Below are 12915 nucleotides of genomic sequence, written 5' to 3'. Positions count from 1 at the left end.
ACTGAGGTAATATGCGCGTTTTCCAATTTAAGTAGTCCTTCCCATGTTTGAACAATCTATTTTACTCACCGCTTTAATTGTCGGGCTGATTCATGCCTTTGAACCTGACCATGTCATGGCTGTTTCCAATATGCATAACAAAAAAGGTTCGTTCTGGAAATTCAGTCGATATGCTTTGAATTGGGCATTTGGTCATGGCATTACTGTTATTGTTTTGGGATTAATCGCATTTATTTTGAATTGGCAACTATCTGAGTCGTTTACCGGTTATGCTGAATGGTTTGTGGGAATAGTATTGATTGTTTTAGGTGTGTGGAATCTTTGGAATATTTGGCGTAAAAAATTAGTGCTTGAAGTTCATTCTCATGGTGATATTAAACATGTGCATTGGGTAGATTCTAAGCGCACTCATGTCGAACACGTGCCTTTATTAGTAGGTATATTGCATGGCTTGGCAGGAAGCGCGCCAGTACTTGCATTAATCCCCATGGCTGGTCAGTCTGCGTTATGGATGTCTATTGGGTATTTAGTGTTATTTTCTGTGGGGGTGGTCATTGCTATGACTATTTTGGCAGGAATTCTTTCTTTAAGTCATACTAAGCTTGCAAAGTACTCCCAAAAATTATCCATTGGTTTTCAAGGGCTTTTAGGAGTAGCGTCTATTGCAATTGGTGTGATTTGGATTAGCTAAAAAATCCAAGGGTCAGCAATTGTAGCCATAATCTTTTTTCTTCTACAAAAGGAGTTGAAAATTCTCCCAAGACTAAAGATTTATGCGCTGGGAAATACTGTTTTAGTAATCCTAGTGCATGCTGGGCTTGTTCTTCATTGCCAAGCCCTTTGTTAGCCAATATTAAAACACTTAATGCATCGGCTTGTTGTTGTGAGCCTGGGAAGTTTTCAAGTACATAGTTTGCGCGATTAATAGCTGCAATATAGTTTTGGCTTTTTAAGTAAAAAATCGCAATGCGATTATCATAAGCCGCGAAATTTTCTTTTAAAATACGCATTTTAGCTTGAGCCTGCACTTTATATTGAGTATTTGGAAACACCGCTAATAATTGCTGGAAGTTTGCAAATGCTGCTTGGCCTGCTGTTTGGTCAAACCCTTCAGGGCCGCGTTTTAATAAGCTCGATGCGGAAGCTTGATATTCTGAATATTTAGCCATGGCTTTTACAAAATAGGCATAATCCAATTGTGGATGATCCAGATTAAATCGAATAAAACGTTCAGCATGTAAAGCTGAAATCGTAAAATCACTATTTTGATAATGGGCATAAATTAATTGAAGTTTGACTTCGTTAGCGTATAAACCAAATGGGAACCGTGACTCTAATAGACTTAATTGCTCAATGGCCATTAAATAGTTTTTTTGCTCTAAGTACGACTGGGCGTTTTGAAATAATTCGCCTTCGCTTTTTAGCCTGTCGACTACATCACCAGAGGCGCAAGCCTGAATTAAGAAAATTAAAATACAAGATAGTAAGAATTTTGACTGCATTACATAAACCAAATAGATAAAATAGCTGCCTATTTAACCACAGCTTTGACTTTAGCCCAACTGGAAAAACCATGTCTGAACCACTAAATGAAGAACGAACCGTTACAACCGAATTTAGCCACCAACGAGTTGACCATATCGCGGTTCAATTGTTCCCAGAATATTCGCGCTCGAAGTTACAAGCTTGGATCGCATCAGGTGAATTAACTGTTGATGGAAAAAAACGTAAAAGCAAAGAAAAATTAACCGGGGGCGAAGTCATGCTGCTAAACGGCAGTCTTGAAATGGCTTTGGATCACCAGCCTCAAGACATACCTATTACAGTGGTTTATGAAGATGACACAATTATTGTGATCAATAAACCGACAAACTTAGTTGTGCATCCTGGTGCCGGTAATCAAGACGGCACACTTTTAAATGCACTTTTGTTTCATTACCCTGAATTATCTCAGGTACCTCGTGCAGGTATTGTTCATCGTATTGATAAAGATACAACAGGATTAATGGTGGTTGCGCGTACATTAGATGCGCATACGCATTTAATTCAACAACTTCAAACCCGAGAAATGGGGCGTGAATACGAAGCAGTGGTATGTGGTCAATTAACCGGAGGTGGAGTAGTTGATGAACCTATCGCGCGCCATAGTACCCAGCGTACTAAAATGGCAGTGCAGCCAATGGGAAAAGAGGCAATTACTCACTATCGACTGATTAAAAAATACGATCACCACACTCATATACGTTTAAAGTTAGAAACGGGTCGAACTCATCAAATTCGAGTCCATATGGCGTATTTGCACTATCCATTAGTAGGTGATAGTACTTACGCAGGACGATTACGTTTACCAAAAGGTATCTCACCTGAACTTCAATTTGCATTAAAGTCGTTTCCACGACAGGCATTACATGCACAGCATTTAGAGTTAATCCACCCGCTTACCCAAGATCAAATGAGCTTTGAATGTGATCTCCCAGAAGATTTCGTAAATTTACTGGCCGAGTTACAAACAGAATTCGACTCACATGAGCGTTATTGATAACCAAAATTCAGTTTGGCAATCTCTTAATTGGGATTGTCATCCGAATATTCGGGCCGGATTTACATTAAAAAATACGCAATTTCCCCAGAGCTTTAATTTGGCGAAGCATGTTTTTAATGAGCATGAGCAACAGAATTCCATTGCAGAGGTTGACAATAATCGACAGTATTTAATTTGTCAGCAAAAACTGACAAAACCTATCATCTGGCTTAATCAAATTCACAGCAATCACTGTGTTGAGGCGAATGTTCAAAATATAGGTGTGAATGCCGATGCGTCGTATACCCGTTTAAATGAAAGTATTTGTGCGGTTTTAACCGCAGATTGTTTACCAATATTCTTGGCAGATAAAAACGGAAAAGAAGTTGCAATTATCCATGGTGGTTGGCGTGGATTATTGAATGGCGTAATTGAGCAAAGTTTAGCTTTGTTTAAAACAAAACACATTCAAGCGTATTTAGGAGCTGCAATTGGTGTTAATGCCTTTGAAGTAGGAATAGATGTTAGAAATCAGTTTATTGAAAAATCCCCGCAGTTTCAAACAGCCTTTGCAGCAGAGCATAGTCCTGGTAAAACAATGGCAAATATATATCAAATAGCCCATGTCATTTTGATTCAAAATCAAATCACAGATATTACATGCGAGCAGTTTTGTACAGTCACTGATCCTAAATTATTCTCCTATCGACAGGGCGATAAAACTGGACGAATGGCCCATTTTATTTGGCTTAAGCAAAAAAATTAAAGCATCACAATTAATTCAGTCACGATTCAGTTGTGTTTTATATTATGATGCCATTACATTTCATTTTAAGGTTTATACATATGAATTTCTTAAATAAAACCATCACATTGATAACGCTCAATTTTGTTATTTTTTACACTCATGCAGAATCTCCATTGGTATTGAAGCCAAAAATGGAACCTGCTAGCTCCCAAAATAACACCCAATTACTCTCAGATAGCTTCGCGCAAACAAGCGATGTCATTGCTTTTGTTGAAAATAATATACAGCTATCTCAATTATGTGATCAACGATTGGCCACTGAACAGCATGCCATGGCTTTTAATAAGTGGTTTACAGGGCATCAAAGTAATTTTAAAGCAACATTAGATTTTAAATTTGCCTATGAAAAAACGCTAGCTTCTTTGTATGGTGAATCAATTATTGAGACCTTTCAAAAAAGAGATCGCCTTACCTTAACTCAAGTCTCAAATGAAATTGAAAAAATAGCAGCACGGGAAGACGAAGCGTTTCAACGATCTTGTCATTATTGGTTAACCAGCATTGAAGATGAAAAGTCGTTTTTTCATACGCAATTAAGTATTGGTTTGTTCTATTTCGGGCAAAATCACCAAAAATTAGCAGGTCTGATCGCTGATCCAGCCAATTGGTAAATATTTGTAAAACACCCTTCAAAATCATTTAGCTCAGCTAGTCTGTATATTAAGCCTTAAAAAATGTTAAGGCATATTGGAGCTGAGCTAAATGCTGAACTTAATCGGTTTAATAGGGTGTATGAGTGAAGGTTAATAAATCTTTATGGTTTGCAACATTTTTTGTATTTTCGATTGGAGCAATTGTTTCAATCTATTCAATGCTTGCAGGCAAAGACTTAATATCCAAAATTGACACCATCGTAAGTACACAAATCCCTCAAACTGAATCAATCATTCAACTAAATACATTAATCATTAAATACGAGCAAACGCTGTATGCTAAGTTTGTCAATAAGGACGAATCAGAGGCATCATTAAATGAATTGGCTCGCCAAATACAAAATCAAATTCAGCAATTAGTTGATGGTCAGTACTTTAATGAAAGCTCACAATTTTTAAATCAGCGATTTCTTGAAATACAGCGTTATGGCGACCAACTTCAGAAAAAGCTTAATATTGCATCCGAACAAACAAATGCCTTTAATTTGTTGGAGAGAATTTCATTAAAAAGTAATGAAATTGATGTGTTGCTTTTACAAATGCGTAAAGAAATTAATTCATTAACTAATGCTGAGAATTTAAATAATCAAAGTTTGATTAAAAAAATAGTGAATATTTTTGTTAGTTATTCCATCGTGATTTTGGTGTTTATATTTTTATTTGTTGTGATGTTGGGCAAACAAAAACAACATAATAAAAATCATGAATTACTCAAAACCTTTCCACAATTAAATCCGTCACCTGTTTTAAGTATCAATAAAAGAATGAGTATTGAATACCTCAATCCATCAGGACAAAGAACATTAGATAAACTATTTGGTCAAACAAATACCCCTTCAATTTTTATTTTACCTAAAGATTACATCTCTCGATTAAATTATATGAAACAAAATAAAGTTGAGTTTGATAAATGGATTGAAGATATCAATGGTGTGGCTCATCAATATAAAGTGCATTATGTAATGATGCATGAGGAATACCATATTTACATTGAAAATATTCAAAAAGAGAATGACACAAAGGAACGTCTTCAATATTTTGCTTACCACGATCCCAATACAGGATTACCAAATAGACGAAAACTTGAAGAAAATATTGAAAGTTTTCAAAATATTCAAAACTCACTACAAACGGATATTTATTTAGGAATGCTTCAGTTTGTTGGTGTCTCTCATGTGATTTCTGCATTAGGAAATGACGGAATTGAAATGTTCTATAAACAAGTAATCGAAAGAATAAATCGAGGTGTGAATGAAGTATTGATTGATCACGAACAAGAGGCAAGTTACGTGTATCAGTATGAAGGTTCAGTTTTAAGTTTGTTAATTGTGGATCATACACAAAACATTTCTATTTCGTTAATAAGTAGAAAATTAGAAACGATCTTTAAGCAATCATTTTTTATTCAAAATCAGCAGTTTAATTTACAAATTCAACAGGGCTATGCTAAAGCACAAATGCATGAAAAACATGAAGAGATCATGAGAAATGCATTTACAGCATTGCACAGTTTGTATTTTCAAGAATCACAAAATATAGCCATTTATAATGTTCAAATAGGGCAAAAAATTAACCAGCGTTTTGAGATTGAACAAAACTTGAGAAAGGCCATTTCTGCAAATCAGTTATCCTTAGTTTTTCAACCGCAAATTTCTTTAAAAGACAATCAAATAACAGGGTTTGAAGTACTTTTACGTTGGTGTTTTGAAGATCGATTTGTATCGCCAGCTGTATTTATCCCAATTGCAGAAGAAAGTAATTTAATCTTTTCAATTGGTGAATGGGTGCTAGAGCAATCGATAAAACAAGTAAGAGTTTGGTTAAACAATTCACTGTTACGCAAAGGCCAAAAAATCGCCATTAACGTATCAGTTAAACAATTCATGCGTACGGATTTTGTTGAATCGTTATCTCAACTATTAATGGTACATAATGTTGATGGGCGATACATTGAATTAGAGTTAACTGAAAGCTTGTATGTAGATGACATTGAAATTGCCATAAATCGAATGAAAAGTGTGCGTAAATTAAATGTGTCGTTAGCGCTAGATGATTTTGGTACAGGCTATTGTTCATTTAGTTATTTGGGCCGTTACCCTGTGGATAAAATGAAAATTGATAAAGCCTTTGTGGATGGTATTGGTAATAATGAAGAGGACGCCGTTTTATATTCCATGATTGAAATGGGGCATGTTTTAAATATGCAGGTATTAACCGAAGGCGTTGAAAGTGAAGAGCAAGCGCAATTATTAAAAAACTTTGGTTGCGATAGCATTCAAGGTTATTTATTTTCTAAGCCGTTATCTGTTAATGATGCCACATTACTATTGATGTATTTTCAAACCTATAATCACGAAGCTCCAGGTGATGCTTTGGACGAACTTAATCTACTAGATATGCAACAAGCTGAGATGCTTTGGGCAAAAATGGGTGTGCCGGAGTTTTTATCTCCTGCAAGTGCATCCAAACATTAAAAAAATGTATCTATTCAGTACAACCCTTAACTGTTCAAATTTGGGTGTGAGCTGAATAATTACTAAAAAAATAAAGGCATGATATGGCGATACCAACAAAAGGCTTAACACAATGGGTTAAGCGAATAAATAAAATGGAAATGCCTGCACTTGCTACAGTGATACATGAACTTAATGCATTAACAGAGAATGAAATCACAAACGCAGATCATTTAGCTAAAGCAATTTTAAAAGATGCAAGTATTACCTCACAAGTATTACGAGTAGCCAATTCAGTTCAATATAATCCCACGGCTGTGAGTATTTCAACTATTTCAAAAGCAGCGGTATATATTGGATTTCAAGAAGTGAAATCAATTTGTCTTTCTGTATCTGTCATAGACTCATTGCTTAAAAAAAATAATACACAACTACTTCTTGAATCAATTGCGCGTTCGTTTCATGCCGCGGTGCAAGCCAAAAATATTGTCAGACATTTACCAGAATCAAAACGTGAAGAAGTGTTCATAGCAGCCTTGTTATTACACCTTGGTGAAATGGCTTTTTATGGTGTAGGTGGTGCTCAAGTAACTCAATTTGAAGAAAAAATTAAAGATCCTGAAGAGACATTGCATAATGTCTGCCTTGATGTATTGGGGGTAGGGTTTAAAACGATAACAAAAGAATTGGTAAAAGAATGGTCAATTGGCGATTTAATTACACAATGCTTAAATGCTAGTTCAGCGGGTAAGGCTGAAGTAAATGCGGTATTAATTGCCGATGCCATCTCTAAAAATGTGCACCTAGGTTTAGAATCTAAAACCATGCAAAAGCTGATTTTATCTGTGGCTAAAATGTCAGGTATCAGTGAGAAAGAAGCACGAGAGATGATTGCTCAAAGTGCTGATGAAGCATCGCAGGTAGCTCAAACATATGGAGCAGGTTCTGTATGTCATCTAATTCCAAATTCCGAAACAATCGAAGTGGTTGAAGTTGAAAAAAATCCATCGGAATATCAATTAGAATGCATGCAGATTTTTATATCGATGATCGGGCACAAAGTAGATGTAAATCGAATTTTCCAGACACTGATAAAAGCAATGAATAAAGGTGTCTTGTTTTCTAGGTGTGTTATTGCAATGCAAGATGCGAGTCATAAACATTTAGAGGCAAGGTATGCATTGGGCAAAAAAAATCTATTACAAAGTTTTGAAATGCCTATTTACAAGCAAAGTGTTGTAATGGATATATTTTCATGGGTTTATCAACATAAAGTAGCAAAACATTTAGATCTCGAAAACGAAGCGCTTCGTTATGTACCTTTAAAACGATTACTCAAAGAAGGTGATTGCTGGGTATGTCCAATATTGTATATGGATAAGATAATTGGAGTATTTTATGCAGATATGGACGGTGGCACGATTAGTCAAAAGCAATGTTTAGATGGAAAGATGTTAATTACTCAAGCCCAGCAAGTCCTACAAAACCTATAAATTTCAAGAAAATTCACACTTCGAGACTTTTATTGTGATGGCTCTATCAACTTATTAGTTAAAACCTTATCAAGATTTTTAAAACCCTATATGATAAATTCATACATTATTTGTTATTTATTAGGGGGAAGTTTATGAAATCAATCAATATTACCGTTACGGCATTAAGTTTATTATTTGCAGGTGGGTTGTCAGCAGAAGAATCAAAAGTTACAGAAGTTAATGAAGTCACAGCACAAACTGTGGTGGTTTCAAGTGGAAAAGCGAATGAATCCGAAACTAATGTGGAAGCAAAACCAGAATCAAATGAGCAGCCAGAGCCAGCAACGCAGCCAGTTTTAATTGAACAATCGGTAGATGTTCAATCGGATCCAGATGATGAATGGACTTTAATGAATCAATTAATTGAAGCTAAAAAGAAAAATGAAGCCAAAGCAAAAGCAACAATTGATAATTTAACTCAGGAAAACACACAGTTATATGTAGAAGTTGAAGAAAACAACGTTGAACTTGCGCAACAAGAGCAAACAATTGGCGGGTTAGAAATTCAATTACAGAGCCTTCAAACTAGCGCAGCAGATATCGAATCTCGATTAGCTATCATGCAAGAAAATACCGATACTGTTTCCTATGAATTTAAAAAATTAAAATTTAAAAACACAACCAGTATGTTAACGCCATTTTTATATGCTGCAACTGCAATTTTTATTGCAGATAAAATGGATGCAGGTTCAGATTCAAAATTAATTTATGGCTTAGGTGCATTTAGTGCAGGTACGTTAATTGAATCAACAGACTACGGACTGTCTTTTCAATTAACTAAAGTTGTGTATAAAAAATAATCATTTACCGACTGGTCAAAAAAGCGCCTATTTAAAGATTGGCGCTTTTTTTTCACCCATTAAAAATACATAGAAATCAAAGATCAAAGACGGACTCAAAAGGCATGAATGTTAAAGTAACTGGCCTTGGGGGCAGTGATAAAAAATGGCCAAAACCCGATGCAGCTAGGATCGATCAGGTATATTAATTTACGATTATCAATAAAGCAGCTTTTTGTGCTAAATTAGCGCATCTTTTAAATGCAGTGCCTCTTAATTAACGGATGCGCTCTGTGGTTATATTTATTGAGTGACAAAATAGTTATTTACGTTTGTTTACTCCATTGTTTGAGACAAATTTATGTTTGAATCCCCGTTTATGAGTGCCGTGATATTTAATATCCCAGGCACGCCGTTAGCTTTATCTTGGTATGGAATATCGTATTTGGCCACTTTTTTGTTTGGTTTGTGGTATGCCAATCGACGTGCAATTCGTTATCCACAAATGGGCTGGAATAAGGAAATTAATTCAGATCTATTATTTTATATAATGATTGGTGTGATAGCTGGTGGTCGTATTGGGTACACTTTCTTTTACCAATTTTCATCTTTTATGGAAAACCCTTTATATATTATTCGAATTTGGGAAGGCGGTTTATCGTTTCACGGTGGATTTATAGGTGTGTGTGTTGCGTATATTTTATTTTCACGCAAATACAAAATTAATCCATTTACTACTGCTGATTGGGTGGTGCCAATCGTGCCAATGGGGATTGCATTTGTTCGCGGTGCAAATACCATTAATGCCGAATTATGGGGCCGAGTGACAGAATCACCTTTAGGTGTCTACTTTACCCAATTACCAGAAAACGCAGCAGGTAATTTAGTGATGCGTCATCCTTCAACTATTTATGAATTAGTGCTTGAAGGTGTTGTGATGTTTATAATACTTGCGTGGTTTATTCGCAAACCGCGTCCAAGAATGGCAGCTTCTGGTTTGTTTGTTTTAGGCTATGGTGTATTTAGAACCTTTGTTGAATTCTTCCGCCAACCAGATGCACAATTAGGTGTGAATGGATTTTTATACGGAACCGACTGGATCACTCGAGGCATAACCTTGTCAGTACCAATGATTATCGCAGGGGCGGTTATTATGTTTTTAGCCTACAGAAACCCAGTGTTTGATCATCAACGCGGCGCAGTACCACTTAAAAACGTAGAAACAAACAAGAAAAAAGAAAAGAAAAACGGGAAAAAATAATGAAACAGTATTTAGATTTAATCAAACGCATTAAAGAAGAAGGCGCTCAAAAAGAAGACCGTACAGGTACGGGTACTCAGTCTGTATTTGGTCATCAAATGCGCTTTAACTTACAAGATGGTTTCCCGATGGTCACCACCAAAAAATTACACCTTCGCTCAATCATTATTGAACTTTTATGGTTTTTAAATGGCGACACCAACATCCAATATTTAAAAGATAACGGCGTTAAAATTTGGGATGCATGGGCTGATGAAAACGGAGACTTAGGTCCTGTTTATGGCGAACAATGGCGCAGCTGGAAAACAGCCGACGGCAAAACCGTTGACCAAATTTCAAATGTGGTAGACACCATCAAAAATAACCCTGATTCACGTCGCATGTTAGTGGTGGCGTATAATCCAGGTGTTGTCGATGAAATGGCATTACCGCCTTGTCATAGTCTGTTTCAATTTTACGTAGCCAATGGCAAATTAAGTTGCCAGCTATATCAACGCAGCTGTGACGTGTTTTTAGGTTTGCCTTTTAACATCGCAAGCTATGCATTATTGACACACATGATTGCACAGCAATGTGATTTAGAGGTTGGGGATTTTGTTTGGAGTGGCGGTGACACGCATATTTATTCAAACCACCAAGAACAAACCGATCTGCAACTAACTCGCGAGCCATTTGCATTACCCCAATTAAAAATCAAACGTAAACCTGAGAGTTTGTTTGATTATACATTTGAAGATTTTGAGATTGTGGGATACGAAGCGCACCCAAATATTAAGGGCGCCATAGCCGTTTAGTAACGATGCAGCTCACACCAAAATTTGCACTGCTCTTCGTTAAAAAAACAGTTATTTACTACAGTAAACGCCTATTTTTTTGCCTCGATCAGCACAAATTTTGGTGCAATCTGAATCGTTACTTAGCTCTATGCAGATAACACAAAAATTCGCTGTGCTCTTCGTTAAAAAAACAGTTACTAATCTGCCTGGAACAGATTGAACGCGTAGCGACCCGAAGGGCGAAAGACAGGACGTCTGTAGTATTTACTACAGTAAACGCCTGTTTTTTTGCCTCGATCAGCACAAATTTTGGTGCAATCTGAATCGTTACTTAGCTCGAAGCAGATAACACAAAAATTCGCTGTGCATTTCGTTAAAAACAGTTACTAATCTGTCTGGAACAGATTGAACGATTAGTGACCCTAAGGGCGAAAGACAGGACGTCTGTAGTATTTACTACAGTAAACGCCTGTTTTTTTGCCTCGATCAGCACAAATTTTGGTGCAATCTGAATCGTTACATAGCTCGAAGCAGATAACACGAAAATTCGCTTTGCACTTCGTTAAAAAAACAGTTACTAATCTGTCTGGAACAGATTAAACGCTTAGTGACGTTAAAGACAATGTCTGTAGTATTTACCGCAGTAAACACCAGTTTATTTACCTTTAACGGCACTAATTTTGAAACAATCTGAATCGTCATGGTTGTTTAATTGAAAAGTACAGGATTCAAAAGAGAACAGTATGGAATCGACATATAAAGTTATTTACTCGGGAGAAATCTTAGAGGGTTTTAATCTAAATGAAGTAGAAGCAGAGTTTGCAAAATTATTTGGGGTGCCAGTTGGAAAGGTAAGTAGTTATTTAAAACCAAAAAAAGTAATTAAAAAAGATTTAACTCATGCCCGAGCAAATATTTATAAACTAAAACTTGAAAAAATCGGCTTGAATATAATTCTAGAAGAAGAGCATGCAAGCTTTGCAGCAATGGAATTAGAGTTAGAAGCTAATTTAGTTCAAGCTCAAAGTGAGCGTGAACAAGAACAGCCTACTATTAGCTCAACAAAAAAAGAAACACCGGAACTGGTTGTAGAATCTAGTAAACCTAAAAGCTTTAATATAGATACGTTATCAGTAATGGGATTGGAAGATTCTCAAAGCGAGGTTGAGTCAACCCCTTCATTACAAGAGTATTCTTCTGTAAGTAGTGGATTATTTAGCTGTCCTAAATGTGGAAAAGAACAACCCAAATCAGATCAATGTAATAATTTTAGTTGTGGTGTGTTTTTTCATAAATTTCAACAAGCCGCACAAGAAAATCAATTCCAAGAAGTAGATGCAATCGATGAAACGCAAGATGACTCTGAAGAACTAACCCTTGTCGATAAACTTAAACCGGTTATTGGTGGCTATGTTGCAGCTGCCATTGCAATGTATGTTTGGATAACGGCAAGCATTGAATTTGAAATCAATTCGACATTACCTGTTATATTAGTGGGTGTATTTATTGGTTTTGTTATTAATATTTTAAATGAACATAAAAAAGATTTAAGAATTATATCGGCAGCCGTCGCCTTTTCTTCTTTATTAATTGGTTCGGTTTTAGGTGTTAGTATTCTTAAAGATAAAGGGGTTGAGCTATTAAAAGAACAAATGGCATTGGTTGAAGAAATTCCAGCAGATTTTCAAGCGCAAACCTATAATCAGTATATAAGTAGATTTAAAAAACTTCATAGTGATATGCATGATAAAGATTTGATTTTAGGTCGAATACATCAATTTATGGATCTACTAGCGCTTACTCAGTCGAAATTTAGCAGTAAAGATAGTGAAAAAGCAAAAAAATTCTTTAATGATTATTTTTATAATTACACTTATAAACATTACATGTTAATTTATGATTTTTTAGAAAATGAAAATCCAAGTACTTCTGAAATTTCTGAGAAATTTAATAACTTTACCTATGATTATATTGAAGGATATTCCAGTTATGAAATTTTGACAGCTTTTATGTCAAAGTTAGATTGGCTGTTATACGTACTGGCTTCATTGGCAGCTTTTCAAATTGCTAGACCCCGTTACCAATAAAAGTTAAAACTTTAAAGAATAGCCAGTATTGATGCTGGCTTT

The 12915-nt window shown here is 35.7% G+C and carries 11 protein-coding genes; 10 read left to right on the top strand and 1 reads right to left on the bottom strand.

Translation table 11 applies throughout. The annotated features are described in order from the left end of the window. The first annotated feature begins 43 nt into the window (after window positions 1–43). Window positions 44–691, top strand: coding sequence for a sulfite exporter TauE/SafE family protein (locus TYM08_RS17105; RefSeq protein WP_422380364.1), 648 nt, complete (start codon window positions 44–46; stop codon window positions 689–691). Here the strand turns inward: TYM08_RS17105 and TYM08_RS17100 are convergent. Then, window positions 684–1502 carry an outer membrane protein assembly factor BamD gene (locus TYM08_RS17100; protein WP_422380363.1) on the bottom strand — a complete coding sequence of 273 codons (819 nt, stop codon included), beginning with the start codon at window positions 1500–1502 and terminating at the stop codon, window positions 684–686. The two genes, TYM08_RS17105 and TYM08_RS17100, sit on opposite strands and share 8 nt — an antisense overlap. Window positions 1503–1573: 71 nt before the next feature. On the opposite strand from TYM08_RS17100, the gene rluD reads away from it, so the two are divergent. The 9 genes from rluD (at window position 1574) to TYM08_RS17055 (ending at window position 12873) form a co-directional block, all read left to right on the top strand. Further along, window positions 1574–2539 carry a 23S rRNA pseudouridine(1911/1915/1917) synthase RluD gene (rluD, locus tag TYM08_RS17095; RefSeq protein ID WP_422380362.1) on the top strand — a complete coding sequence of 322 codons (966 nt, stop codon included), beginning with the start codon at window positions 1574–1576 and terminating at the stop codon, window positions 2537–2539. Next, the gene (gene pgeF, locus TYM08_RS17090) at window positions 2526–3287 is read left to right on the top strand and encodes a peptidoglycan editing factor PgeF (protein ID WP_422380361.1); all 762 of its coding nucleotides are present in this window, start codon (window positions 2526–2528) and stop codon (window positions 3285–3287) included. Before rluD ends, pgeF begins: the two co-directional genes overlap by 14 nt. A gap of 80 nt (window positions 3288–3367) precedes the next feature. Next, on the top strand, window positions 3368–3940 hold the full coding sequence (locus TYM08_RS17085; RefSeq protein ID WP_422380360.1) for a hypothetical protein: 573 nt from the start codon (window positions 3368–3370) through the stop codon (window positions 3938–3940). 125 nt (window positions 3941–4065) lie between these two features. Next, window positions 4066–6456 (top strand): putative bifunctional diguanylate cyclase/phosphodiesterase, encoded by a 2391-nt coding sequence (locus tag TYM08_RS17080; protein WP_422380359.1) that lies wholly within the window; start codon window positions 4066–4068, stop codon window positions 6454–6456. Between the two features lie 83 nt (window positions 6457–6539). Continuing rightward, window positions 6540–7928 carry an HDOD domain-containing protein gene (locus TYM08_RS17075; protein WP_422380358.1) on the top strand — a complete coding sequence of 463 codons (1389 nt, stop codon included), beginning with the start codon at window positions 6540–6542 and terminating at the stop codon, window positions 7926–7928. 134 nt (window positions 7929–8062) lie between these two features. Next, window positions 8063–8770: a hypothetical protein gene (locus tag TYM08_RS17070; RefSeq protein ID WP_422380357.1), complete on the top strand. Its 708-nt coding sequence runs from the start codon at window positions 8063–8065 to the stop codon at window positions 8768–8770. Window positions 8771–9110: 340 nt separating this feature from the next. Continuing rightward, window positions 9111–10010 (top strand): prolipoprotein diacylglyceryl transferase, encoded by a 900-nt coding sequence (gene lgt / locus TYM08_RS17065; RefSeq protein WP_422380356.1) that lies wholly within the window; start codon window positions 9111–9113, stop codon window positions 10008–10010. After that, window positions 10010–10804 (top strand): thymidylate synthase, encoded by a 795-nt coding sequence (thyA, locus tag TYM08_RS17060; protein ID WP_422380355.1) that lies wholly within the window; start codon window positions 10010–10012, stop codon window positions 10802–10804. Before lgt ends, thyA begins: the two co-directional genes overlap by 1 nt. A gap of 725 nt (window positions 10805–11529) precedes the next feature. Further along, window positions 11530–12873, top strand: a complete 1344-nt coding sequence (locus tag TYM08_RS17055; protein WP_422380354.1) for a hypothetical protein — start codon at window positions 11530–11532, stop codon at window positions 12871–12873. Window positions 12874–12915: the final 42 nt, after the last annotated feature.

The sequence above is a fragment of the Marinicellulosiphila megalodicopiae genome (assembly GCF_045862395.1).
Taxonomy (GTDB): domain Bacteria; phylum Pseudomonadota; class Gammaproteobacteria; order Pseudomonadales; family Natronospirillaceae; genus Marinicellulosiphila; species Marinicellulosiphila megalodicopiae.
This window is presented reverse-complemented; position numbering and strand designations above follow the sequence as displayed.

Coding starts and splice junctions, on each gene's coding strand:
- TYM08_RS17105 (WP_422380364.1), top strand. CDS start 44: ATGTTTGAACAATCTATTTTACTCACCGCTTTAATTGTCGGGCTGATT.
- TYM08_RS17100 (WP_422380363.1), bottom strand. CDS start 1,502: ATGCAGTCAAAATTCTTACTATCTTGTATTTTAATTTTCTTAATTCAG.
- rluD (WP_422380362.1), top strand. CDS start 1,574: ATGTCTGAACCACTAAATGAAGAACGAACCGTTACAACCGAATTTAGC.
- pgeF (WP_422380361.1), top strand. CDS start 2,526: ATGAGCGTTATTGATAACCAAAATTCAGTTTGGCAATCTCTTAATTGG.
- TYM08_RS17085 (WP_422380360.1), top strand. CDS start 3,368: ATGAATTTCTTAAATAAAACCATCACATTGATAACGCTCAATTTTGTT.
- TYM08_RS17075 (WP_422380358.1), top strand. CDS start 6,540: ATGGCGATACCAACAAAAGGCTTAACACAATGGGTTAAGCGAATAAAT.
- TYM08_RS17070 (WP_422380357.1), top strand. CDS start 8,063: ATGAAATCAATCAATATTACCGTTACGGCATTAAGTTTATTATTTGCA.
- lgt (WP_422380356.1), top strand. CDS start 9,111: ATGTTTGAATCCCCGTTTATGAGTGCCGTGATATTTAATATCCCAGGC.
- thyA (WP_422380355.1), top strand. CDS start 10,010: ATGAAACAGTATTTAGATTTAATCAAACGCATTAAAGAAGAAGGCGCT.
- TYM08_RS17055 (WP_422380354.1), top strand. CDS start 11,530: ATGGAATCGACATATAAAGTTATTTACTCGGGAGAAATCTTAGAGGGT.